Consider the following 24,991-nt stretch of genomic DNA (forward strand, 5'->3'; position numbering starts at 1 on the left):
ATGAAGGAGGAACAAGAAGACTTGACATATCATGTACCGGTATTACTAAAAGAGAGTGTGGACGGTATGATGATCCGTCCGGACGGGACGTATGTAGACGTTACTTTCGGAGGAGGAGGCCATTCGCGCGAGATACTTTCACGTTTGGGCGAAGGCGGACGTTTGCTGGGATTCGACCAAGACGAAGATGCCGAGCGCAATATTGTCAATGATCCGCATTTCACGTTCGTCCGAAGCAATTTCCGCTATTTGCACAACTTTCTGCGTTATCACAACATAGAAAAGGTGGATGCCATACTGGCGGATCTGGGAGTTTCGTCCCATCACTTTGACGATAGCGAGCGGGGATTCTCTTTCCGGTTTGACGGAGAATTGGACATGCGTATGAACAAACGGGCAGGACTGACAGCGGCCGATGTCGTAAACACTTATGAAGAGGAACGGCTTGCCAATCTTTTCTACCTGTACGGTGAGTTGAAGAACAGCCGCAAGCTGGCCTCCGTCATTGTCAAGGCGCGTGCTAATGGTGCAATAAAAACTATCGGTGAGTTCCTGGAGGTCATCAAACCGCTTTTCGGACGTGAACGCGAAAAGAAAGAACTGGCAAAAGTCTTCCAAGCACTTCGTATCGAAGTAAACCAAGAGATGGAAGCTCTGAAAGAGATGTTGACTGCTGCAACCGATGCCTTGAAGCCGGGTGGCAGATTGGTAGTCATCACTTACCACTCGCTGGAAGACCGCTTGGTCAAGAACATTATGAAAACCGGCAATGTTGAAGGAAAGGCAAACCAAGATTTCTTCGGGAACCTGCAAACGCCCTTCAAGCTGGTAAATAACAAAGTAATTGTTCCCAGTGAAGAGGAAATCGAACGCAACCCGAGGTCACGAAGTGCCAAACTGAGGATTGCGGAAAAGAAAGAAGAGAAATAGTAAGGGTGAAGGGAGCATGGAGAAGGAAGAGGAAAAAACAAATAAGGCAGGAAAGAAGAAGAAAAGAACTTCATTCAAGAGCATACTGGGAGGTGACATTCTGGCTACGGACTTTTTCCGCCGCCAGACTCGCCTGATAGTGCTTATTATGGTGTTTGTCATCTTCTATATCCACAACCGTTATGCCAGCCAGCAACAACAAATCGAGATAGACCGGCTGAAACAGGAACTTATCGACATTAAGTACGATGCACTGACACGCAGTTCGGAGTTAATGGAGAAAAGCAGGCAATCGCGCATCGAAGAGTATATCTCGACCAAAGAGAGCGATTTGCAGACTTCGACCCATCCACCTTATTTAATTGAGAATTGAAAACTTAGATTGATAAATGAAAGAGAGAAAGACTCTCGCAATTTGTAACTCGAAAACCAATAGTGGCAGTTAATAAGAAAAATATAATGACCCGTTACTTCTTCGTCATCCTCCTGATGGGGCTGATAGGAGTAGCTATTGTTGTCAAGGCAGGCATCACGATGTTTGCCGAACGGCAATACTGGCAGGATGTCGCCGACCGGTTCGTCAAAGAGAATGTCACGGTAAAGCCCAACCGGGGGAACATCATCTCCGCCGATGGCAAGCTGATGGCAAGTTCCCTTCCCGAATACCGCATCTACATGGACTTCAAAGCCGGTGCCCCGGCAAAGATCGACTCGCTAAAAAAACATATGAACGAAATCTGCGAAGGGCTGCATCAGATATTCCCCGATAAAAGTGCCGCTGAATTCAAAGCCCATCTTCAAAAAGGGATGAAAAAAGGAAGCAGGAATTACCTCATTTACCCAAAGCGTATCTCTTACATCCAATATAAAGAAGCCAAACGGTTGCCGGTATTCAATATGAACAAATACAAAGGCGGCTTCCATGAACTAGCTTACAACCAACGGAAGAAACCGTTCGGTTCACTGGCAGCCCGTACGCTGGGCGATTTGTATGCTGACACAGCACAAGGTGCAAAGAATGGCATCGAACTCGCATTCGACACATTACTGAAAGGAAGGGACGGAATCACGCACCGCCAGAAAGTGATGAACAAATACCTAAATATCGTTGACATTCCTCCGGTGGACGGATGCGACCTTATCTCCACAATCGATGTAGGTATGCAGGACATCTGCGAGAAAGCACTCGTGGACAAACTGCAAGAAATAAATGCCACCGTAGGCGTAGCCGTACTCATGGAAGTAGCGACCGGAGAGGTAAAAGCCATCGTCAACATGATGAAGGGTGTAGACGGAGGATATTACGAGATGCGCAACAATGCCATCAGCGATATGCTCGAACCGGGATCGACCTTCAAAACAGCTTCTATCATGGTGGCTCTGGAAGATGGATACATCACTCCGGATTATGAAGTAGATACAGGCAACGGTATTAAGATGATGTACGGCCGGCCGATGAAAGACCATAACTGGTATCGCGGTGGATACGGAAGAATCAACGTGACCCGGATTTTGGAAGTTTCGTCCAACGTGGGTACATCCAGCATCATCGACCAGTTCTATCACAGTAACCCCCAGAAGTTTGTCGACGGGCTGAAACGTATGAGTATCGACCAACCACTGCATCTACAGATAGCCGGAGAGGGAAAACCGAACATCAAAGGCCCTAAAGAACGTTATTTTGCGAAGACTACCCTCCCTTGGATGAGCATCGGATACGAAACCCAAGTGCCTCCAATGAATATCCTGACATTCTATAACGCCATTGCCAACAACGGGGTCATGGTACGCCCCAAGTTCGTAAAAGCAGCTATGAAGGACGGAGAAATCGTTGAAGAGTTTCCAACAGAGGTGATTAATCCGAAGATATGTTCGGATCGTACTTTGCAGCAAATCCATGAGATTCTTTATAAAGTGGTTCACCAGGGATTAGCCAAGCCCGCTGGAAGCAAACAGTTCTCGGTATCCGGAAAAACGGGTACGGCACAGATCTCCCAAGGAGCCGCAGGCTACAAAACCGGACGAACCAATTATCTGGTCAGCTTCTGCGGATATTTCCCTTCGGAAGCTCCCAAATACAGTTGCATTGTCTCCATCCAGAAACCGGGACTTCCCGCTTCCGGAGGCTTAATGGCGGGAAGTGTGTTTGGCAAAATTGCAGAAAGAGTATACGCCAAAGATCTCCGTCTGCCAATGGCAAATGCGGTAGATACCAACAGCGTGGTGATCCCCAGCGTGAAAGCGGGAGAAATGAATGATACCAAACGAGTCTTGGATGAATTGAATATTGCCAATCAACCGAAGTTCACCAGCAAAGGCAAGGAGATATGGGGCAGCGCGCATGCGGCACCGAAAAGCGTGATCCTTGAAAGCAGGGATCTGATGCGTGATTTTGTACCAAGCGTTATCGGTATGGGTGCGAAAGATGCCGTTTACCTACTCGAAAGCAAAGGGATAAAAGTACACCTGACGGGCGTAGGTAAAGTTAAAAGCCAGTCGATAGCCAACGGGACAAGGATAAAGAAAGGGCAGACGATCCACTTGGTATTAAGTGAAAAATAAAGAATGAAAAATGAAGGGGCCGGATGGCAACTAAACAAATAAGTAAGAAAGATGAAGTTAAGCGAATTATTAAAAGCTATTCAACCGATACAAGTTGTCGGAGCTTCGGACATAGAAATAACCGGAGTCAACATTGACTCCAGACAAGTGGAAACCGGTCATTTATTCATGGCAATGCGCGGTACGCAGACAGACGGACATACATACATCCCGGCTGCCATCGGAAAAGGTGCCGTTGCCGTACTTTGCGAGGACATGCCGGAGCAACCGGCCGAAGGAATCACCTACATTCAGGTGAAGGATAGCGAAGATGCTACCGGAAAGATTGCCACCCATTTCTATGGCGATCCCACTTCTAAGATAGAACTGGTAGGCGTAACCGGAACAAACGGTAAAACGACAATCGCCACCTTATTATATAATACATTCCGCTATTTCGGTTATAAAGTAGGACTTCTTTCCACTGTATGCAATTATATCGACGATGAAGCTATCCCGACCGAACACACCACTCCCGATCCTATCACGCTGAATCGCTTGTTAGGCAGAATGGCAGACGAAGGCTGCAAATATGTCTTCATGGAAGTTAGTTCCCACTCCATCGCACAGAAACGAATCAGCGGGTTAAAGTTCGCAGGTGGCATATTCACCAACCTGACGCGCGATCATCTGGATTATCATAAAACGGTGGAGAACTACCTGAAAGCCAAGAAGAAGTTCTTCGACGATATGCCCAAGAATGCATTCAGCCTGACCAACCTGGACGATAAGAACGGTTTGGTAATGACCCAGAACACCCGTTCGCGCGTATATACCTATTCATTAAGAAGTTTGAGTGACTTTAAAGGCCGTATACTGGAATCCCATTTCGAGGGGATGTTATTGGACTTCAACAACCACGAGCTAGCCGTACAATTCATCGGCAAGTTCAACGCCTCTAACCTGCTGGCTGTATTCGGTGCCGCTGTATTGCTCGGCAAGAAGGAAGAAGACGTATTAGTTGCCCTCAGCACCCTGCATCCGGTAGCCGGACGTTTTGACGCAATACGTTCCCCGAAAGGTTTTACAGCCATCGTAGATTATGCACACACCCCGGATGCATTGGTCAACGTACTCAATGCCATCCACGGTGTACTCGAAAGAAAAGGAAAAGTGATCACCGTAGTCGGTGCCGGTGGTAACCGCGATAAAGGAAAACGTCCTATCATGGCCAAGGAAGCAGCCAACGCAAGCGACCGCGTCATCATCACCTCGGACAATCCCCGTTTCGAAGAGCCACAAGATATCATCAACGACATGCTGGCAGGTCTCGATGCCGAAGACAGGAAAAAAACAATCAGCATCACCGACCGCAAGGAGGCCATCCGTACCGCCTGTATGCTGGCGGAAAAAGGAGATGTAATCCTCGTAGCCGGAAAAGGTCACGAGAATTATCAGGAAATAAAAGGAGTGAAACATCATTTTGATGATAAGGAAATATTAAAACAGTTGTTTAGCGAGGAGTAAAAAATTCATGTTATATTATCTATTTGAATGGCTACATAAACTAAACTTCCCCGGTGCGGGAATGTTTGGATATACATCTTTCAGGGCATTGATGGCTATCATCCTGGCATTGCTTATTTCAAGCATATGGGGTGACAGGTTCATCCATATGCTGAAGAAGAAACAGATTACGGAAACGCAACGGGATGCCAAGATTGACCCATTCGGTGTAAACAAAGTGGGTGTGCCCAGCATGGGAGGTATCATCATCATAGTTGCAATCCTGATACCTTGTTTATTGTTGGGTAAACTGAACAACGTCTACATGCTCCTGATGCTGATTACGACCGTATGGCTCGGAACACTCGGTTTTTTAGACGATTATATCAAGATATTCAAAAAAGACAAGGAAGGTCTCCACGGTAAATTCAAGATCATCGGTCAAGTGGGATTGGGACTGATCGTAGGGTTGACTCTCTATCTGAGCCCTGATGTCGTGATCCGCGAAAACATCGAAGTGTTGAAGCCCGGAGAAGAGATGGAGGTGATTCACGGTACGAACGATTTGAAATCCACCCAGACCACCATCCCGTTCTTTAAAAGTAATAACCTTGACTATGCCGACCTTGTAAGCTTCATGGGCGAACATGCCCAAACGGCAGGATGGATACTGTTTGTCATTATCACCATCTTCGTTGTTACCGCTGTATCGAACGGAGCAAACCTGAATGACGGTATGGACGGCATGGCAGCGGGGAACTCCGCCATCATCGGACTGACCTTGGGAATACTGGCATACGTGTCCAGCCACATGGAGTTTGCGCAATACCTGAACATCATGTACATCCCCGGATCGGAAGAACTGGTAATTTACATTTGTGCTTTCATCGGTGCGCTCATCGGTTTCCTTTGGTACAACGCCTATCCGGCACAGGTATTCATGGGAGATACGGGCAGCCTCACCATTGGCGGTATCATAGCAGTATTCGCCATCATCATTCACAAAGAGTTGCTGATCCCGATCCTTTGCGGTGTATTTCTGGTAGAGAATTTGTCTGTCCTCCTTCAACGGTTCTATTACAAAGCCGGAAAACGGAGAGGGGTCAAACAACGCCTCTTCAAACGGGCCCCCATCCATGACCATTTCCGGACTTCCATGAACATGATCGAACCGGGATGCAGCGTGAAGTTTACGAAGCCCGAACAATTGTTCCACGAATCGAAGATCACCGTTCGCTTCTGGATTGTGACCATCGTACTGGCAGCTATAACGATCATAACATTAAAGATAAGATAAACGAGCGACCGGTTGCGGGCTACATGCTACAAGTGCCCGCCCCCCGATCCTATTATGAACCCCAAACTTGTAGCACATAGCTTGAAATACGCAGCTAAAAGACATGAAAAGAATTGTAATATTAGGAGCAGGTGAAAGCGGTGCAGGTGCTGCCGTATTAGCCAAGACAAAGGGTTTCGAGACGTTCGTATCGGATATGTCGACCATCAAAGACAGATACAAGGAATTGCTCGACAGCCACGGTATTGCCTGGGAAGAAGGTCATCACACCGAAGAATTGATATTGAATGCCGATGAAGTAGTGAAAAGCCCCGGCATCCCGAACGATGCTCCATTGATTCTGAAACTGAAGGCACAGGGTACGCCCGTCATCTCGGAGATCGAGTTTGCCGGAAGATATACCGATGCCAAAATGATCTGTATCACCGGATCGAATGGAAAAACGACTACCACCAGCCTCATCTACCACATTTTTAAAAGTGCCGGACTGAACGTAGGACTGGCAGGAAATATCGGCAAAAGCCTCGCTTTGCAAGTTGCCGAGGACGAGCATGATTACTACATCATCGAACTGAGTTCGTTCCAGTTGGATAATATGTATCAATTCCGTGCCAATATCGCCGTACTGATGAACATAACCCCAGATCACCTGGATCGTTATGACCACTGTATGCAAAACTATATCGATGCCAAGTTCCGCATCATCCAGAACCAGACGCAAGAGGATGCTTTTATCTTCTGGAACGACGACCCCATCATTAAACGTGAATTGGAGAAATATGGCTTAAAAGCACATCTATACCCATTCTCAGCCATGAAGGAAGAGGGTTCGATTGCCTATGTAGAGGATAACGAAGTGAAAATCACCGAGCCGATCGCTTTCAACATGGAAGAAGAGAAGCTCGCATTAACGGGACAGCACAACCTCTACAATTCGCTGGCAGCCGGCATTTCGGCCAATCTGGCAGGGATAACGAAAGAGAATATCCGCAAAGCCCTTTCCGATTTCAGAGGCGTAGAGCATCGTCTGGAGAAAGTTGCCCGGGTAGGCGGAATCGATTTTATCAACGACTCCAAAGCAACCAACGTCAATTCATGCTGGTATGCCTTGCAGAGCATGAAGACGAAAACTGTCCTAATTATTGGCGGCAAGGATAAAGGAAATGATTATACGGAAATAGAAGAGCTTGTAAAAGAGAAATGTTCGGCATTGGTTTATCTGGGATTGCATAACGAAAAGCTACATGCTTTCTTCGACCGCCTCGGACTTCCGGTTGCCGATGTCCGGACCGGAATGAAAGACGCGGTTGATGCAGCTTACAAACTGGCAAAAAAAGGCGAAACCGTATTATTGAGTCCCTGTTGCGCCTCGTTCGACCTCTTCAAGAGTTACGAAGACAGGGGCGACCAGTTTAAGATGTATGTAAGAGAGCTTTAAAACACTAAACAACGTGGATCTATTAAAAAACATATTCAAGGGCGACAAGGTAATCTGGATTATCTTCCTTTTCCTCTGCCTCATCTCCATCATCGAGGTGTTCTCGGCAGCCAGTACCCTGACGTACAAAAGTGGTGACCACTGGGGGCCGATCACTCAACATTCCATCATATTAATGGTAGGGGCGGTAGTCGTAGTACTGATGCACAACATCCCCTATAAATGGTTTCAGGTTTTCCCGGTATTCCTCTATCCTGTCTCGGTGGTGCTACTCGCTTTCGTCACGCTGATGGGGGTCATCACGGGCGACCGTGTAAATGGAGCCGCCCGTTGGATGTCGTTCATGGGGTTGCAGTTCCAACCTTCGGAACTGGCTAAAATGGCGGTGATAATTGCCGTCTCCTTCATCCTTTCTAAAAAACAGGATGATGAAGGAGCCAACCCGAAGGCATTCAAATATATAATGATCCTCACCGGAATCGTGTGCCTGTTGATTGCTCCCGAAAACCTCTCCACAGCCATGTTACTGTTCGGAGTGGTATTCCTGATGATGTTCATCGGCCGGGTGGCAGCCCGTAAATTATTGTTTCTGATCGGTTCGCTGGGATTAGTAGGAATCATCGGTGTCGTTTTCCTACTCGCAATACCGAAAGACTCGAACATCCCGTTCCTCCACCGTTTCGATACGTGGAAGAGCCGTATCAGCAATTTCACCGAGAAAGAAGAAGTACCAGCGGCGAAATTCGACATCGACAAGGATGCGCAGATTGCCCATGCCCGTATAGCCATTGCCACCAGCAATCTTGTCGGGAAAGCTCCCGGCAACTCCATACAGCGTGACTTTTTGAGCCAGGCTTTCTCCGACTTTATCTTCGCCATTATTATCGAGGAACTCGGGCTGGTAGGAGGCGCGTTCGTGGTCTGTCTCTATATCTGGCTGTTAATGAGGGCAGGACGGATTGCCCAGAAATGTGAACGCACCTTCCCCGCCTTCCTTGTGATGGGAATTGCATTGATGCTTGTATCACAAGCCATATTAAATATGATGGTGGCCGTCGGATTATTCCCGGTAACGGGGCAACCGTTGCCTCTGATCAGCAAAGGAGGTACTTCCACACTGATCAACTGTGCCTACATCGGCATGATATTAAGCGTCAGCCGCTACACAGCCCGGCTGGAAGAGCAAAAAGAGCATGATGCCCAACTTCAGTTGCAGATAGAAGCCGGTGCTTCAGAAGCGCAAACTGCCGCTGAACCGACCGCAGAGGTTCTGAACAGCGATGCGGTGTTTGAAAAAGAAAACTAATAGATTATGGAAAAAGAACTTAGAATTATCATCAGCGGTGGAGGAACGGGAGGACACATCTTTCCGGCAGTATCTATCGCCAACGCCATAAAAGAGCTACGCCCCGATGCCCGGATACTTTTTGTAGGAGCAGAGGGACGAATGGAGATGCAACGTGTGCCGGATGCCGGTTACGAAATCATCGGATTGCCGGTAGCAGGCTTTGACCGCAAGCACTTGTGGAAGAATTTCGCTGTACTCATAAAACTGGCTCGCAGCCAATGGAAAGCGAAAAGCATTATCAAGAAATTCCGCCCACAGGTTGCAGTAGGTGTCGGCGGCTATGCCAGCGGGCCTACTTTGAAGATGGCGGGCATGATGGGAATACCTACACTGATACAGGAACAAAATTCCTATGCCGGTGTGACGAACAAGCTATTAGCCAAAAAAGCACAGAGGATATGTGTCGCTTATGATGGAATGGAGAAGTTCTTTCCAAAGGAGAAAATACAGATGACCGGAAATCCCGTACGCCAAAACTTACTGACGGCAACACGTGATCATGAATCAGCCATTACTTCTTTCGGCCTTGATCCAAAGAAGAAAACAATCTTGATACTTGGAGGCAGTTTGGGAGCGCGTACCATCAACAACACCCTGAAGGCAGGATTGCAAACCATTAAGGAGACTCCTGCTATCCAGTTTATCTGGCAAACGGGTAAAATATACCATCAGCAGGTAATGGAAGCCGTAAAAGCTGCGGGTAACATTCCGAATCTGTATGTCACGGATTTTATAAAAGACATGGCTACCGCTTACTCGGCAGCCGACTTGGTCATCTCCCGTGCCGGAGCCGGTTCTATTTCTGAATTTTGTTTGCTTCACAAGCCTGTCATCCTGATTCCTTCACCCAATGTAGCTGAAGATCATCAAACCAAAAATGCATTGGCACTAGTGAACAAACAAGCCGCTATCTATGTAAAAGATGTAGAAGCGGAAGAGAAACTTCTCCCGGTAGCTTTAGCCACCGTAATAGATACCGGTAAATTGAAAGAGCTTAGCGATAACATCGCAAAATTAGCTTTGCCGGACTCGGCAACTATCATAGCGAGGGAGGTTATAAAATTGGGAGAAAGGAGAAACGATAAGTGATAAGCGAAGAGTGATAAAATATATGGGAATGAAAAGTAATATAGATACTATAAAATCAGTTTATTTCGTTGGTGCCGGAGGCATCGGGATGAGTGCGCTCGTACGTTACTTCTTGTCCAAAGGTAAATTAGTAGCCGGATATGACCGCACACCCAGTGAACTGACCGAATGCCTCATCGCTGAAGGCGCACAAATACATTACACGGAAGATGTAAACCTTATACCGGAAGGCTGCAAAGATCCGGCAACCACGCTTGTCGTGCTAACACCCGCCGTACCACAGGAACATGCCGAACTGACATATTTCCGCAATAACGGTTTCGAGATACAAAAACGCGCACAAGTATTAGGAACCATCACTCACTCCAGCAAAGGACTCTGCGTAGCAGGAACCCATGGTAAAACCACTACTTCTACGATGGCCGCCCATTTGTTACACCAGTCCCATGTAGATTGCACAGCCTTTCTGGGTGGGATCTCCAAGAATTACAATACGAACCTGTTGCTTTCACAAAACAGTCCCTATACAGTGATAGAGGCGGACGAATTCGACCGTTCCTTCCATTGGCTGTCTCCATACATGTCAGTCATCACGGCAACCGATCCCGATCATCTCGACATCTATGGCACGGCAGAAGCCTATCTGGAAAGTTTTGAACATTATACCACGCTTATCCAACCGGGCGGTGCATTGATTATCCGTAAAGGCATTTCCCTGCAACCCCAAGTCCAATCCGGAGTAAAGATATACACTTACTCCCGGAACGAAGGAGACTTCCATGCCGAGAATATCCGCATTGGAAACGGAGAAATCTTTATCGACTTCGTAGGGCCTGATGTTCGTATCAACGACATCCAGTTGGGAGTTCCCGTCAGTATCAATATAGAGAACGGAGTAGCCGCTATCGCACTAGCCCATCTGAATGGTGCCACAGAGCAAGAGATCAAAGAAGGTATGAAAAGCTTTCGAGGAGTAGACCGGAGGTTCGACTTTAAAATAAAGAACGACCGGATTGTCTTTCTCAGTGATTATGCCCATCATCCCTCGGAGATCATGCAGAGCGTAAAGTCTATACGGGAACTTTACAAGGACAAGAAGATAACAGCTATCTTTCAGCCCCACCTTTATACACGCACCCGTGACTTTTACAAAGAATTTGCAAATAGCCTCTCCCTACTGGACGAGGTAATTCTGACCGATATTTATCCGGCTCGTGAACAACCCATACCGGGGGTCACCAGCCAATTGATTTATGACAACCTCCGTCCCGGAATAGAAAAAAGTATCTGTAAAAAGGAAGATATACCTGACATTCTGAAGGAGAAAAAGATTGAAGTTCTGATCACTTTAGGAGCTGGAGACATAGAGAACTATGTACCAGTCCTAACGGAGGAACTGAATAAAAGAAGCTGAACAGGCTTCCATAATAAACAATAAAATCGCTCAATAGTAAACATTACCATGCTGAAACGTATTCTTTTATCTATCGTCATGTTGATTATCATTGCTTACCTGGGAGTGGCAGTGACAGCATTCAACCGCAAACCGGCGAATCAGGTCTGCCGCGATATGGAACTGATCATCAAGGACACGATATATGCCGGTTTTGTAACGAAGAACGAAGTAGCCGGAATATTGCAGAAGAAAGGCATCTATCCGGTAGGGAAGAAGTTGGAACGGGTTTATACCAAAACGTTGGAACGGGAGCTGAACAAACACCCGTTGATCGACGAAACAGAATGTTATAAAACACCCAGCGGCAAGATATGTATCGAGGTGAAACAACGTATTCCGATTCTCCGCATCATGAGCAACAACGGTGAGAATTATTATGTTGACAATAAAGGCACGATCATGCCTCCCGAAGCAAAATGCGTGGCTCGTCGGACAATTGTCACGGGAAATGTAGAAAAGTCGTTTGCAATGAGGGATTTATATAAGTTTGGTGTATTTTTGCAGAACAATCCGTTCTGGGATGCACTTATAGAACAGATACATGTCCTTCCCGGAAATGATATAGAATTTGTACCGCGAATAGGCGACCATATTGTTTATCTTGGCAAACTGGAGAATTTCGAGAGTAAGCTCGACCGCCTGAAAACATTCTATGAAAAGGGATTGAACCAAGTGGGATGGAATAAATATTCGCGTATCAGTCTGGAATTCAACAACCAGATTATCTGTACAAAAAGAGAAGGCTGAGAAAAGTGAAGAGTAAGAAGTGAAGAGAAGTAACGGAATCTCGGCTTATAATGTAATGTATAACTTGTAATTTGTAATTAAATATATGGCAACAACAGAATTTATCGCCGCTATTGAACTGGGTTCATCAAAGGTTGCCGGCATTGCCGGAAGAAAGAACAGTGACGGAAGTATGCAGGTGTTGGCTTATGCCAAAGAAGATTCTTCTTCATTTATCCGGAAAGGAATCATCTATAATCTGGATAAGACAGCCCAAAGTCTCACGTCCATCATTAATAAGTTGGAAGGCGATCTGAAAAACTCGATCGCCAAAGTATATGTAGGTATCGGTGGGCAGTCGCTCCGTACGGTACGGAACGTTGTAAGCCGCGACCTGAACGAAGAGACCATCATTACGCAGGAATTGGTCGATGCTATCTGTGACGAGAATCTGGAGATTCCGTTAGTAGATATGGATATACTGGATGTTGCCCCGCAAGAATATAAGATAGGAAACAATCTGCAGGCGGATCCGGTCGGTGTAGCCGGAAGCCATATCGAAGGCCGTTTCTTGAACATTGTGGCACGCGCCTCCATCAAGAAAAACCTGGAACGTTGTTTCGAGCAAGCCAAGATAGAGATCGCCGATCTGATGATCGCCCCGTTAGTAACCGCCAATGCGGTATTGACCGAAAGCGAGCGGCGTTCGGGTTGTGCCCTCATCGATTTCGGTGCCGATACGACAACAATCTCCGTTTATAAGAATAACATCCTCCGTTTCCTCACGGTATTGCCGTTGGGAGGAAACAGCATCACCCGCGACATTACCTCCCTCCAGATGGAAGAAGAGGAAGCCGAACGGTTAAAGATCGCTTACGGGAATGCCGTTTATGAAGAGAATGAGGAGGAAGAAGGAGCTACCTGCCAGTTGGAAGACGGCAACCGCAGCATCGAACTGCGCGTGCTGAATAATATCATCGAGGCACGTACCGAAGAGATCATTGCCAATGTGTGGAATCAAATACAAAACTCCGGTTATGACGATAAGTTACTATCCGGTCTTATCCTCACAGGCGGTGCCGCTAACCTCAAGAGTCTGGACGAAATGCTTCGCAAAAGAAGCAAGATCGAAAAGGTGCGGACGGCACGCAATATTCGCAACACAGTACATGCCGGAAGCGACCTGATAAAGAAAGACGGTACACATAACACCATGCTCGGACTGTTGTTCGAGGGGAAAGAGAATTGCTGTCTCGTAGAAGAAGTTCGTCCGGTTATCACTCCGCATGTGCAGCCGACCCCCGAGCCGGTCAACATGTTCGAAGAAGACGAGACGCTGAAAGAACAGGAAGCAGCCGCCCGCGAAGCCAAGAGGAAGAGAGAAGAAGAAGACAAACGCCGGAGAGAAGAAGACAGGCGCAGAAAAGAGGAAGAAAAGCGCAAGAAGGAAGAAGCCCGCAAGAAAAAGAAAGAAGGACCCAGCTGGTTTGAAAAGACCTTCAATAAAATCTCCAATGAGATATTCTCTGACGATGATATGAAATAATCAGTAATTAGTAATTTGTAATCTATAGAAGTTATGGACGAGATAGTACAATTCGATTTCCCGACAGATTCGCCGAAAATCATCAAAGTAATCGGTGTAGGCGGTGGTGGCGGTAATGCTGTCAACCACATGTACCGGGAAGGCATACATGACGTAACATTCGTTCTCTGCAATACCGACAATCAGGCTTTGGCAGAATCGCCCGTACCGGTGAAACTGCAACTGGGACGTAATATCACCGAAGGTCTTGGAGCCGGTAACCGTCCGGACCGTGCGCGGGATGCCGCCGAAGAGAGCATCGAAGATATCAAGACGTTGCTGCAGGACGGTACGAAAATGGTATTCATCACTGCAGGTATGGGAGGAGGAACCGGAACGGGTGCAGCCCCGGTCATCGCCCGCATTGCAAAAGAAATGGATATATTGACCGTCGGCATTGTCACTATCCCTTTCATTTTTGAAGGTGAAAAGAAGATAATTCAGGCACTCGACGGTGTAGAGCGTATCGCCCAGCATGTAGATGCTTTGTTGGTGATCAACAACGAACGGCTGAGGGAGATCTATTCCGACCTGACGTTCATGAATGCGTTTGGCAAAGCGGATGACACCCTTTCCATCGCAGCCAAGAGCATTGCAGAGATCATCACTATGCGCGGTACGGTGAACCTGGACTTTGCCGATGTAAAAACGATACTGAAAGATGGTGGCGTAGCCATCATGAGTACCGGATTCGGTGAAGGCGAAAACCGTGTGACGAAAGCCATCGATGATGCCCTTCATTCCCCGTTGCTGAACAACAACGACATCTTCAATGCCAAGAAGGTCATGCTGAACGTCTCCTTCTGTCCGACCTCAGAGCTAATGATGGAGGAAATGAACGAGATTCACGAGTTCATGAGCAAGTTCCGCGAAGGAGTAGAAGTGATCTGGGGTGTGGCAATGGACAACGCACTGGAATCGAGAGTCAAGATCACCGTACTTGCAACAGGATTCGGTGTAGAAGACGTGCCCGGCATGGACAGCGTACTCGAAAAACGGAGTCAGGAGGAAGAAGAACGCCAACTCCAACTCGAAGAAGAAAAAGAAAAGAACAAAGAACGCATCCGCAAAGCTTATGGCGAAAGTGCCAGCGGGATCGGCAGCAAGAACCTGCGTAAACGCCGCCACATCTACATCTTCAGTGCGGAGGATCTTGACAATGATGATATCATTGCCATGGTGGAAGATTCCCCGACCTATCTACGGGATAAAACTACACTTGGCAAGATACGTGCAAAGGCAGCTTTGGAAGAAGAAATAGCGACAGAAGAAGCGGTAGACGAAAGCGGAATGATCACGTTCTAAGTGAGAAGTTAAGAGTGACAAATTAAAAACGAAGAACAATATGTAATGGAGGCAATTGTTTCCATTATACATTGTAAACTATAAAACAGCAGATATTATCATGGATTTATTTGAAAGAGTCAGCGAAGACATTAAAAACGCAATGAAGGCGAAAGACAAAGTTGCCCTTGAAACATTGAGAAACGTAAAGAAATTCTTCCTTGAAGCAAAAACAGCTCCGGGAGCAAACGATACTCTCACAGACGATGCTGCACTGAAAATCATCCAGAAGCTTGTAAAACAGGGAAAAGATGCAGCCGAAATCTATGTAGGACAAGGACGACAAGATTTGGCCGATGCAGAACTTGCTCAGGTAAAAGTGATGGAAGCCTATCTCCCGAAACAAATGACACCGGAAGAATTGGAAGCTGCCATTAAAGAGATTATCGCAGAAACAGGAGCCACAAGCGGCAAAGACATGGGCAAAGTGATGGGTGTTGCATCCAAGAAACTTGCCGGACTGGCAGAAGGCCGTGCTATCTCAACAAAAGTCAAAGAATTGCTGGGATAAGAAAAGAATTTCCCTGGTAGCTCAACCATCGCCTTGGACAATCAAGAGATGGGTCATTAGTAAAAGCTATCGGTTAAATATAGACTCTCTTTAGACACGAATTTCACGGTTGCCCCGTGAATAGTTTTAAAGCATATAGCAATCGTGAAATCCATGTCTAAAAGAAAGTAAATGATGACTTGCGCCACAATCATACAAGAATTTATAATATAAGTGCAGCTATTTCAGGTGACAATGCAATACTTCCATCCTCACCGATAACAATAAAATGGGCGTTAGACAGTGTATTAATAATGTGATGATAAGTCATACTACCCATTCCCCGAAGTCGCTTCAGACTATTCCATCCGTTTCGAGACGTGTACTGCAGAAGTTCCCGCACTGTCTCCATCCCGGCTTCTCCATACAAAATACTATGGGCACGTGTATCAACAAGATTGTATAAAGGAATATTTGTAGGATCTTCCGTATCATATTTGCCAAACATAAGATCCATTACCCGCTTACGGAAAGTAGCGATTCTTCCCGGGTTTTCACCTAATCGCCGAAGAATAGAACTATATGTCTCCACGGCCTGTGCATACGTCATCCCTCTATTTGCAGCCACCCATGAGATGGGTTTCCCCGAAGAGATGGCGAGGAAGATCTCTCTTTCGCGATCATTCGTAATGAGTTGACCAAGTTCTTGGATAATGACATGGAAAAGTGGTTGATGTAATTCGGAGGTTCTAAGGAGAAACAGTTCATCGTCAAGCTTGCTAAGAAGTATATCCCTCTCCCATTCCTTCTCTTTAATGAGTTTTTCCAGATATTCTTCGTTCAATCCTTTTGTTTTGCGCATCTCCCAAAAATGGATCACGCTTTCCTCGTCCAGCATCACAACATTTTCGATGACCGAAGATGTCACATAGCCTAAACATTTCCATACGCGGAGAGTAGATTCGGAAACACCGTATTTCTCCGAAAGTCGTTTTAGAGTAAGCCAATTAGACATATGACCTCCCTCCTGCCATTCGTTCACAGAATAGGCACATTTCTTTCATAATGCAGCTTAAAGCCTTCTTGATTGTTCTGTTCATACCTTTTCGAATATTTATGAACGCCCGAATCCTGAGGTATATAGCTTTATATATAAAAGAAGCCGAGCGCTGAGTTCATATTTATCCGACGAAAGGTACTGGTATACCCGAATTGCTAACAAATATGTTCACACGCTCGACTATACAGTCGGTCGCATGAAACAAAAATGTTGAAGCAATTCCCTTTCGGCTTAAATAAAATTACCAGTTTTTTCGTCGTCAAAAGTTGTTCCATCCTGCCGCATTTCTCTTCGGCTTTCAAAAGACAAAGATAGAAAATCCCATCAGAATGACAAAGAAGTCAACAAGTAATTTTCCGTTTGTAGAAATATAGTTAACCCGAACACATAGAACACAATTTCTGTGAATCAAACAAATAAGAGAAAAAGATATTTGTTTATTAACCGAATAACCGTACCTTTGTTAGAACAATGATTTAATTTATGGTATTATGGAAGCAATCGACCAATACATAAGATTCGACTGGGCTATCAAACGCCTTCTTAGGCAGAAAGCCAACTTTGACGTATTAGAAGGATTCCTAAGTGTGTTACTGGATGAAGAAGTAAAAATCATCGAGATACTGGAAAGCGAAGGCAACCAACTAACCGCTGATGACAAGTTCAACCGAGTGGACATCAAGGCAAAGAACGACAAAGGCGAAATCATCATTGTCGAAATACAAAACACACGTGAATTGTATTATCTTGAACGCATCCTGTATGGAGTGGCGAAAGCCATCACCGAACATATCTCCTTGGGCGAACGATACCATGAAGTGAAGAAAATCTATTCCATCAGCATTCTCTACTTTGATATCGGCAAAGGAGATGATTACCTCTATCATGGACAGAACCATTTCGTAGGTGTACATACAGGCGATCGCCTCCAGGTAAGTACAAAGCAGAAGAATGCACTCGTACATAAATTACCCGCTGAAGTCTTCCCTGAATATTTCCTGATCCGGGTCAATGAATTCGATAAACTAGCCGTCACCCCGCTTGAAGAATGGATTGACTATCTCAAGACCGGCCGTATCCGTCCCGATACCACAGCCCCCGGATTAAAAGAGGCACGTAAAAAGCTGGTTTATTACAATATGACCCCGAAAGAAAGACAAGCCTATGATGAACATCTGAGTGCAATCATGATACAAAATGATGTATTGGATTCTGCCAAACTGGAAGGTTTGATAGAAGGCAGGATGGAAGGATTGCTGGAAGGTAAAATGGAAGGCAAAATAGAAGGCATACAAGAAGGATTGGAAAAAGGTGAGAAGAAAAAGCAAGTCGAAATAGCCCGTAACTTGAAGAAAATGGATTTACCTACCGAAACAATCGTTCGTGCCACGGGACTATCAGTCGAAGAAATTGAGCAGATATAGTACTTATAAAAAGAAACCTCTTTATAATATGATCGCCTTATTGCATATCATATCTTCATCCTCTAACATGTCAACATATTTCAGCTTTCACTATTTATTCCACAACATCTATTAGAACTATTAATCAACTGATAATCAAGACATATAAGAGACCACTTTTACCTCGGTGATCAACGACCTCTTCATCGGTGAGGAAGAGGTCGTTCATCGGTGCCCTTCGGGGTGTTCATCGGTGAGGAAGGATGCGTTCAGTCGGGAGCCACACCCATGTAAAACAAATTCACACAGCTCTTCTACAAAAGGATTCCCCTGCAATCCTATTTCCAAAAGCATAAAAGATAAACGGAACTTTAATCAAACAATTCCTTCAAAATTTCCAATGACTTCAAAACCGGAAAGTCAGGTAGATGCAACTGGTAATAATCATTAATGATAGTAAGACAACGTGCCCTTTCCATACGATTCATTGCAAAAAGATGCATCGTCTCATAATTCATACGCATCAGATTTATCAACCGGGATGCATCGACAGGAAAAATATACGATGAATGTAACTGGGGACGCTGTGAAGTAAAACAAGCATTCAACATATCAAAATAATCCCCTTCATGATAATTCTCCAGATTAGGATATAACCCGAGAAAACGGGAAAGGCGCATTAAAAAGACCAAATGGAAATTAGCAAATCCCGTACGACATTCATCCAACCAAGTAATAGAATGCACCAAGTATGCAAACAAAGGGCGGTTCTCCGCCTCCTCACGAACAGCCCGATAAAGAAATTCCGCCAGAAACAGCGCGATAGACGATTTATAAGGATCATACGGAACGGAAGAAAAAGGATAGAATGATTTCGCCTCTTTTATCTTATATAATGAGCGGTTCGAACGGATATCCGCTTCGAACTCTATCAGAGAAAGAGGTTGAAACAGAACAGATTTCACGACAGCTTTCCGCGAACGGGGCACAGAAACCAGATAAGAGCCCCGCCCCATACTTTCCGTATACATCTCCACTATAATGGATGTATCATTGTATTTCAGTGTATGCAGAACAATTCCAACTGTCTTTTGCAACATATTCTCTTTCCGGTTTCAATCCAGCACAAAACTACGAAAAAAAGCCGAGAACAAACATTAGCACTCTCTTTTATTGAAAAAATTATTTGCCGGACAAAAAAAATACGAACTTATACAACACTGATTATCAACAACAAACCAAGCATCAAAAAGAAAAACCATGCTCTTTTTCGAAAAAAATATTCGTCAAATATTTGCTAATTCAAAAAAAGTATCTACCTTTGCATCCGCAATCGAGAAACAAACTCTCAAAAGCGAAAGAAACGGAAACGTTTCACCCAAAGGATGGCCCGTTCGTCTATCGGTTAGGACGCAAGATTTTCATTCTTGAAAGGGGGGTTCGATTCCCCCACGGGCTACAATTAAAAGAATAAAACGAATTAAAAAAGATTAGTCGAGATGGCAAATCACAAATCATCACTCAAGAGAATCAGACAAGAAGAAAAAAGAAGACTCCACAACAGATATTATGGCAAATCCATGAGAAACGCTGTTAGAAAGCTTCGTTCAACTACTGACAAAGCAGAAGCTACTGCAATGTATCCGGGTATCACCAAGATGCTTGACAAGTTGGCTAAAGTGAATATTATTCACAAAAACAAAGCTAATAATCTAAAGTCTAAGTTGGCTATTTATATCAATAAGCTCGCTTAATACTAAAGTATAAAAGATATACAAACATTAAGGTCGAACTATTTAGTTCGGCCTTTTCTGCATTCCCGTTCAAAAAACAGTATTTTATTGTGCAAAGAGGAGCATCGACCCAATTAGATTGATTTTCCATCACTTATTCTTCCCCAATTCATTTTTTTTTCGTATTTTTGCTCAGTTATTATAACATAGAAAGGCAATTATGAGCGAAGATTTATTCTCCCAGGTTCCCCAAGACAACGGATCGTATTCAGCAGATAGCATTCAGGTACTAGAAGGCCTGGAAGCTGTGCGTAAACGCCCCGCGATGTACATTGGCGACATCAGTATCAAGGGACTACATCACTTGGTATATGAAATCGTTGATAACTCCATTGATGAAGCTTTAGCAGGCTATTGCGACCATATCGAGGTAACGATCAACGAAGATAATTCAATCACCGTACAGGATAACGGTCGTGGTATTCCTGTAGATTTTCACGAAAAAGAACAAAAATCCGCCCTTGAAGTAGCCATGACGGTGCTTCACGCAGGAGGTAAATTCGATAAAGGCTCCTACAAAGTTTCCGGTGGTCTGCATGGCGTGGGTATGTCTTGTGTAAACGCATTGTCGTCACACATGATCAGCCAGGTTTATCGTAACGGGAAAATCTATCAACAGGAATACGAAATAGGAAAACCTCTTTATCCAGTCAAAGAAGTAGGTATATCCGATCATACCGGAACCAGACAGCAATTCTGGCCGGACGACAGCATTTTCATTGAAACGGTTTATAAATACGAAATTCTTGCCAGCCGTATGCGTGAACTTGCCTACCTCAACGCAGGCATCAAGATCACGTTGACAGACCGTCGTGTCGTGAATGAGGAAACCGGTAAATTCAGACAAGAAGTTTTCTATTCGGAAGAAGGATTGAAAGAGTTTGTCCGCTATCTGGAATCATCCCGTGAGCATCTTATCAACGATGTGATCTATCTGAACACCGAAAAACAAGGCACCCCCATCGAAGTGGCTATCATGTACAATACGGGGTTCTCGGAAAACATCCACTCCTACGTCAACAACATTAATACGATTGAAGGAGGTACGCATCTGGCAGGTTTCCGCCGTGCCCTGACACGTACATTGAAAAAATATGCCGAAGACAGCAAGATGCTGGAAAAGGTAAAAGTAGAAATCTCCGGTGACGACTTCCGCGAAGGTCTGACAGCCGTTATTTCCGTAAAAGTAGCCGAGCCGCAATTTGAAGGACAGACCAAGACCAAGTTAGGAAACAACGAGGTCATGGGAGCCGTAGACCAAGCTGTAGGTGAAGCTCTTTCTTATTATCTGGAAGAACATCCGAAAGAAGCAAAACTGATTGTGGACAAAGTGGTTCTTGCAGCAACCGCCCGTCACGCTGCCCGTAAAGCACGCGAAATGGTACAACGCAAATCACCGATGTCAGGAGGCGGACTTCCGGGTAAATTGGCTGACTGTTCGGACAAAGATGCCACAAAATGCGAACTATTCCTTGTCGAGGGAGATTCGGCAGGTGGTACAGCCAAGCAGGGACGTAACCGTGCTTTCCAGGCCATTCTTCCTTTGCGCGGTAAAATTCTGAATGTAGAGAAAGCCATGTACCATAAAGCACTCGAAAGTGAAGAAATCCGCAATATATACACAGCATTGGGAGTTACCATCGGAACGGAAGAGGACAGCAAAGCCGCTAATATTGACAAATTACGCTATCACAAGATCATCATCATGACCGATGCCGATGTCGATGGTTCTCACATCGACACACTGATCATGACCTTCTTCTTCCGTTATATGCCGCAGATCATCCAGAACGGATATTTGTACATCGCTTCTCCTCCCCTCTACTTATGCAAGAAAGGGAAAGTAGAAGAATATTGCTGGACGGACGCACAACGTCAGAAGTTTATCGACACATATGGCGGTGGTTCCGAGAATGCAGTACATACGCAACGCTACAAAGGTTTGGGTGAAATGAACGCTCAACAGTTGTGGGAGACAACTATGGATCCTGAAAACCGTATGTTGAAACAAGTAAACATTGAAAATGCAGCAGAAGCCGATTTCATCTTCTCCATGTTGATGGGCGAAGAAGTAGGGCCACGCCGCGAATTCATTGAAGATAATGCAACGTATGCAAATATCGATGCATAATTAATAATTACATTAACCAACCTCGCATCTTACAGCGAAGAAACACCGGCAGAAGAAGGAAAGTCCTTCCGACCGGTGTTTTTCTTTTATACAATCAATCATAATTTTTCCCAGGAAACGGTCTAAACATAATGAAATGGGAATATATCCTTTTGCCATAATCGAAAAAGCTACCTTTGCTCATATAATCTTCTATACATACATTAGACTCATTTTCATAATATATAATATTACAAAAATCTAAGTATCAGATATTGCTGTTACTTAACAACAATAAAACAAATAATATTTATGTTCGCCTATTTATAAAGAATGAACCTATTAAAATTCAAAGCATGTGCTGTTTCTTTAACTCTTCAACAGCCAATTCCAACTCCTGATACCACGCTTCTCCAAATTTACGAATGAGTGGTTCTTTCAAGAATTTATAAACCGGTAAGTTTTCCTTTTTCCCTAAAATAACAGCAGCCTTACATACATCCCAACGATGATAGTTTACAGCCTTATAAGGGCCATAGTCTCCGATGCGGATGGGATATAAATGACAAGAAACAGGTTTATAAAAATCGACTTTTCCCTCCCGATAAGCTTTCTCAATAGCACAATAACAACATCCCTTTTCATCATAGCATGTAAAAACACAGTCTTTATTGTTCACTATCGAAGTCACCAAGTCACCATCTTGATCCGTATAGACCACTCCTTGCTTTTCAATAACAGCACGAGCTTCCGGAGAAAGGTCATTCCAAATAATCGGCAGAACCTCTTCCAATTTTTCAACTTCGTCCAGTTCTACCGGCGCTCCGGCATCTCCTTCAATGCAACATTCTCCTTTACAAACCCCGATATCGCAAAGGAATTTCTCTCGCAGCACATCAAAGCTTACAACCACATCATCTATCTGTATCATATTTGTCTTTTATTTTATGGGATATGTAATAATAATCAAACGCTCACCATTTTCTTCACGCACCTGATACCGACCGTTAAAAGATTCCAAATAAAGTCGATTAATGGCATGTTTGATCTCAATTTCTTTTTCATCTCGATCTTTTCCTAAAAGCGGACTATTTATGACTGTTATTCTCAAGCTATTATCATCTTCACGGTGTAAGGTATATTCCACTTTAGGCTCCTCATCACTCATCGATGGCATTATTACAGAAGAAAGTAGTTTCCTGAAACGGACTGTATCCACTGATACGAATAAAGAGTCCAACTCTGTCCGAAAATCCACAGAAACCTTGTTTCCATCCTTCAATTCTAACATGAGCTTTGCCTCTTTGCACAACTGCACCATGTCATAAACTTCTATATTAAACTTCATCATTCCCGACTCCAAACGCGAAAGGTCAAGAATGTCGAATATCAGATTAATCAGTTTTTCAGCATTTTGCTTGATGATTTCCGAATATCGCTGCTGCTGTTCTGCCTGCAAATCACTCTCCTTGCAAAGACGATCCGAAAGAGTCACTACCAAATTAAGAGGTCCCCGGATTTCATTCGTAATATTGTGCAAAAATACATCTTTCATCTTATCTGCAGCTTCCGCCAAAGCATATGACTTACGCATTTCTTTTTCCGACTTCACTAGTTCACGACGAATATGAAGTAACTGTAACAAACCTATTACTAATAATATAATGAGTAAAGCTCCTCCCACTACCGCTATTTGCCAAAAACGCTTCTCGCCAATTTCCTTTTCAAGCAAGGCTTTCTTTATTCTATAATTTGCCTGAACCGTTTCTTCGTTCATTCTTAGAGTAGCCTTATTGATGGAGTCGCGTTTTATGGCAACAGCCATATATGTATTGGCGGCTTCCTTATAACGTCCCGCATCCATGTAGGCATCCCCCATAATTCTACGTATATTGTTCTCGTACATGGGTTGAGCGCCTTTAAATGCTGAAAGCGAACGTTCAAATTCCGGAAAGCACCTGTCCCAATCCTTCTTCAAAAGATAATAACCTGCCCAATAAAAATGATAGTTGATGGTAACAGTAGAAAATGTATCGTCGCTATAAAATTTGGCAGCTTCATCCAAGTAACGTTTCAGATTCTCCGCATCAGACTCTGCTAAATAGACCTTACAATACAACATTTCTATATCAAGTAAGGATTTCCTATAAAAGTTGAGCATGTCAGGATTCTTCTTTATCAAATCATCAATAATTTTGCGTTGAGCCTGTAGTTCGTCTCTCATTTCAGGATATTTATCCAAAAAATAATAAGAACTTGACAAATAATTATGAACTGTTAATTCATCATTCAATGAAATTCCTGGTATTTCAAGTGCCTTTTTATAGAGTTCGATTGCCTTTTCCATGTTCTGTGCAAAGGCATTTGACTTTCCTTCAGAAATATACGACAAAAATATACCACGATCCATTTTCAGACGAATTGCTTCTTCACGCATTTCTTTTGATTTCTGAATAGCGTATTCCGTATTTCCTTCCGAACCTTTAAGTTGAATGAGATAATGCAATGCCTGAAAATACTCATCATACTTTTTATACCGATAAGATATCTCTTTTAATACATCACATGCTTTTTCCATATCCGCACCATTCAACCGGAAAGTATGATAGCGGAAATATTCATAACGAATCGATACTTCAGCTTCGCGATCTTTTATATTCATTGCAAGAATTAATGCAGAATCAAGGAGTTCGGCCGACCAGTCCTCACCAATATGTTGCTTGAATGATTCCTGCATGTACTGCACACGAGCAGAATCTGAAGATAGTGATCGACAGGTTGCAAAGATACTGTCCCGACAACCATCGCTTGAGGCTTGAAGTGAAGTAATATAAACAGCACAGAACAATAACAAAAGAAGTATTTTCTTCATCAT

Annotated in this window: 20 protein-coding genes and 1 tRNA gene; 17 read left to right on the forward strand and 4 right to left on the reverse strand. The window is 44.4% G+C overall.

Translation table 11 applies throughout. The annotated features are described in order from the left end of the window. The 13 genes from rsmH to H8744_RS04435 all read left to right on the forward strand — a co-directional run bounded on the left by rsmH (nt 1) and on the right by H8744_RS04435 (nt 15,771). Nucleotides 1-930: a 16S rRNA (cytosine(1402)-N(4))-methyltransferase RsmH gene (rsmH, locus tag H8744_RS04375; RefSeq protein ID WP_262433659.1), complete on the forward strand. Its 930-nt coding sequence runs from the start codon at nt 1-3 to the stop codon at nt 928-930. A 16-nt stretch (nt 931-946) separates the two neighbouring features. Then, complete coding sequence (locus H8744_RS04380) at nt 947-1,303, forward strand: FtsL-like putative cell division protein (protein WP_262433660.1); 357 nt, start codon at nt 947-949, stop codon at nt 1,301-1,303. 86 nt (nt 1,304-1,389) lie between these two features. After that, on the forward strand, nt 1,390-3,492 hold the full coding sequence (locus H8744_RS04385) for a PASTA domain-containing penicillin-binding protein (protein WP_262433661.1): 2,103 nt from the start codon (nt 1,390-1,392) through the stop codon (nt 3,490-3,492). Between the two features lie 51 nt (nt 3,493-3,543). Then, nucleotides 3,544-4,998, forward strand: coding sequence for a UDP-N-acetylmuramoyl-L-alanyl-D-glutamate--2,6-diaminopimelate ligase (locus H8744_RS04390; protein ID WP_262433662.1), 1,455 nt, complete (start codon nt 3,544-3,546; stop codon nt 4,996-4,998). Nucleotides 4,999-5,005: 7 nt separating this feature from the next. After that, nucleotides 5,006-6,274, forward strand: a complete 1,269-nt coding sequence (gene mraY / locus H8744_RS04395; protein WP_262433663.1) for a phospho-N-acetylmuramoyl-pentapeptide-transferase — start codon at nt 5,006-5,008, stop codon at nt 6,272-6,274. Between the two features lie 103 nt (nt 6,275-6,377). Continuing rightward, nucleotides 6,378-7,712, forward strand: a complete 1,335-nt coding sequence (gene murD / locus H8744_RS04400) for a UDP-N-acetylmuramoyl-L-alanine--D-glutamate ligase (protein ID WP_262433664.1) — start codon at nt 6,378-6,380, stop codon at nt 7,710-7,712. 13 nt (nt 7,713-7,725) lie between these two features. Continuing rightward, the gene (locus tag H8744_RS04405; protein ID WP_262433665.1) at nt 7,726-9,018 is read left to right on the forward strand and encodes an FtsW/RodA/SpoVE family cell cycle protein; all 1,293 of its coding nucleotides are present in this window, start codon (nt 7,726-7,728) and stop codon (nt 9,016-9,018) included. A 6-nt stretch (nt 9,019-9,024) separates the two neighbouring features. Then, entirely contained in the window at nt 9,025-10,149 is a 1,125-nt protein-coding gene (murG, locus tag H8744_RS04410) for an undecaprenyldiphospho-muramoylpentapeptide beta-N-acetylglucosaminyltransferase (protein WP_262433666.1), read from the forward strand. A 28-nt stretch (nt 10,150-10,177) separates the two neighbouring features. Next, a complete protein-coding gene (murC, locus tag H8744_RS04415; RefSeq protein WP_262433667.1) occupies nt 10,178-11,563 on the forward strand; it encodes a UDP-N-acetylmuramate--L-alanine ligase in 1,386 nt (461 codons plus the stop codon). A 48-nt stretch (nt 11,564-11,611) separates the two neighbouring features. Continuing rightward, nucleotides 11,612-12,352 (forward strand): cell division protein FtsQ/DivIB, encoded by a 741-nt coding sequence (locus H8744_RS04420; protein ID WP_262433668.1) that lies wholly within the window; start codon nt 11,612-11,614, stop codon nt 12,350-12,352. An 85-nt stretch (nt 12,353-12,437) separates the two neighbouring features. Next, nucleotides 12,438-13,877, forward strand: coding sequence for a cell division protein FtsA (gene ftsA / locus H8744_RS04425; protein WP_262433669.1), 1,440 nt, complete (start codon nt 12,438-12,440; stop codon nt 13,875-13,877). A gap of 33 nt (nt 13,878-13,910) precedes the next feature. After that, on the forward strand, nt 13,911-15,221 hold the full coding sequence (ftsZ, locus tag H8744_RS04430; protein ID WP_262433670.1) for a cell division protein FtsZ: 1,311 nt from the start codon (nt 13,911-13,913) through the stop codon (nt 15,219-15,221). Nucleotides 15,222-15,321: 100 nt separating this feature from the next. Further along, the gene (locus tag H8744_RS04435) at nt 15,322-15,771 is read left to right on the forward strand and encodes a GatB/YqeY domain-containing protein (RefSeq protein WP_262433671.1); all 450 of its coding nucleotides are present in this window, start codon (nt 15,322-15,324) and stop codon (nt 15,769-15,771) included. Nucleotides 15,772-15,973: 202 nt separating this feature from the next. Here the strand turns inward: H8744_RS04435 and H8744_RS04440 are convergent, their stop codons facing one another. Continuing rightward, a complete protein-coding gene (locus H8744_RS04440) occupies nt 15,974-16,792 on the reverse strand; it encodes a hypothetical protein (RefSeq protein WP_262433672.1) in 819 nt (272 codons plus the stop codon). Between the two features lie 509 nt (nt 16,793-17,301). On the opposite strand from H8744_RS04440, the gene H8744_RS04445 reads away from it, so the two are divergent. Further along, nucleotides 17,302-18,234 carry an Rpn family recombination-promoting nuclease/putative transposase gene (locus H8744_RS04445; RefSeq protein WP_262433673.1) on the forward strand — a complete coding sequence of 311 codons (933 nt, stop codon included), beginning with the start codon at nt 17,302-17,304 and terminating at the stop codon, nt 18,232-18,234. A 350-nt stretch (nt 18,235-18,584) separates the two neighbouring features. Here H8744_RS04445 and recO read toward each other — a convergent pair whose 3' ends face one another. Next, a complete protein-coding gene (recO, locus tag H8744_RS04450) occupies nt 18,585-19,313 on the reverse strand; it encodes a DNA repair protein RecO (protein WP_262433674.1) in 729 nt (242 codons plus the stop codon). A 287-nt stretch (nt 19,314-19,600) separates the two neighbouring features. Between recO and H8744_RS04455 the strand changes: the two genes are divergently transcribed. From H8744_RS04455 to gyrB, 3 genes are all read left to right on the forward strand, one after another. After that, nucleotides 19,601-19,672 (forward strand) — tRNA-Glu (locus H8744_RS04455). 40 nt (nt 19,673-19,712) lie between these two features. Beyond that, nucleotides 19,713-19,967, forward strand: a complete 255-nt coding sequence (gene rpsT, locus H8744_RS04460) for a 30S ribosomal protein S20 (protein WP_262433675.1) — start codon at nt 19,713-19,715, stop codon at nt 19,965-19,967. A 199-nt stretch (nt 19,968-20,166) separates the two neighbouring features. Further along, the gene (gene gyrB, locus H8744_RS04465; protein ID WP_262433676.1) at nt 20,167-22,137 is read left to right on the forward strand and encodes a DNA topoisomerase (ATP-hydrolyzing) subunit B; all 1,971 of its coding nucleotides are present in this window, start codon (nt 20,167-20,169) and stop codon (nt 22,135-22,137) included. Between the two features lie 328 nt (nt 22,138-22,465). Here the strand turns inward: gyrB and H8744_RS04470 are convergent, their stop codons facing one another. Continuing rightward, nucleotides 22,466-23,047, reverse strand: a complete 582-nt coding sequence (locus H8744_RS04470) for a DUF3109 family protein (RefSeq protein ID WP_262433677.1) — start codon at nt 23,045-23,047, stop codon at nt 22,466-22,468. 9 nt (nt 23,048-23,056) lie between these two features. Beyond that, entirely contained in the window at nt 23,057-24,991 is a 1,935-nt protein-coding gene (locus H8744_RS04475) for a tetratricopeptide repeat-containing sensor histidine kinase (protein ID WP_262433678.1), read from the reverse strand.

The sequence above is a fragment of the Jilunia laotingensis genome (assembly GCF_014385165.1).
Lineage (GTDB): Bacteria > Bacteroidota > Bacteroidia > Bacteroidales > Bacteroidaceae > Bacteroides > Bacteroides laotingensis.

Excerpts from the sequence above, each read along its gene's own strand:
- murG (WP_262433666.1), top strand. The coding sequence starts at position 9,025 with ATGGAAAAAGAACTTAGAATTATCATCAGCGGTGGAGGAACGGGAGGA.
- H8744_RS04475 (WP_262433678.1), bottom strand. The coding sequence starts at position 24,991 with ATGATGAAGAAAATACTTCTTTTGTTATTGTTCTGTGCTGTTTATATT.
- H8744_RS04390 (WP_262433662.1), top strand. The coding sequence starts at position 3,544 with ATGAAGTTAAGCGAATTATTAAAAGCTATTCAACCGATACAAGTTGTC.
- gyrB (WP_262433676.1), top strand. The coding sequence starts at position 20,167 with ATGAGCGAAGATTTATTCTCCCAGGTTCCCCAAGACAACGGATCGTAT.
- H8744_RS04470 (WP_262433677.1), bottom strand. The coding sequence starts at position 23,047 with ATGATACAGATAGATGATGTGGTTGTAAGCTTTGATGTGCTGCGAGAG.
- mraY (WP_262433663.1), top strand. The coding sequence starts at position 5,006 with ATGTTATATTATCTATTTGAATGGCTACATAAACTAAACTTCCCCGGT.
- H8744_RS04445 (WP_262433673.1), top strand. The coding sequence starts at position 17,302 with ATGGAAGCAATCGACCAATACATAAGATTCGACTGGGCTATCAAACGC.
- H8744_RS04385 (WP_262433661.1), top strand. The coding sequence starts at position 1,390 with ATGACCCGTTACTTCTTCGTCATCCTCCTGATGGGGCTGATAGGAGTA.
- murC (WP_262433667.1), top strand. The coding sequence starts at position 10,178 with ATGAAAAGTAATATAGATACTATAAAATCAGTTTATTTCGTTGGTGCC.
- H8744_RS04420 (WP_262433668.1), top strand. The coding sequence starts at position 11,612 with ATGCTGAAACGTATTCTTTTATCTATCGTCATGTTGATTATCATTGCT.
- H8744_RS04380 (WP_262433660.1), top strand. The coding sequence starts at position 947 with ATGGAGAAGGAAGAGGAAAAAACAAATAAGGCAGGAAAGAAGAAGAAA.
- murD (WP_262433664.1), top strand. The coding sequence starts at position 6,378 with ATGAAAAGAATTGTAATATTAGGAGCAGGTGAAAGCGGTGCAGGTGCT.
- H8744_RS04435 (WP_262433671.1), top strand. The coding sequence starts at position 15,322 with ATGGATTTATTTGAAAGAGTCAGCGAAGACATTAAAAACGCAATGAAG.
- rsmH (WP_262433659.1), top strand. The coding sequence starts at position 1 with ATGAAGGAGGAACAAGAAGACTTGACATATCATGTACCGGTATTACTA.
- ftsA (WP_262433669.1), top strand. The coding sequence starts at position 12,438 with ATGGCAACAACAGAATTTATCGCCGCTATTGAACTGGGTTCATCAAAG.
- ftsZ (WP_262433670.1), top strand. The coding sequence starts at position 13,911 with ATGGACGAGATAGTACAATTCGATTTCCCGACAGATTCGCCGAAAATC.
- rpsT (WP_262433675.1), top strand. The coding sequence starts at position 19,713 with ATGGCAAATCACAAATCATCACTCAAGAGAATCAGACAAGAAGAAAAA.
- recO (WP_262433674.1), bottom strand. The coding sequence starts at position 19,313 with ATGTTGCAAAAGACAGTTGGAATTGTTCTGCATACACTGAAATACAAT.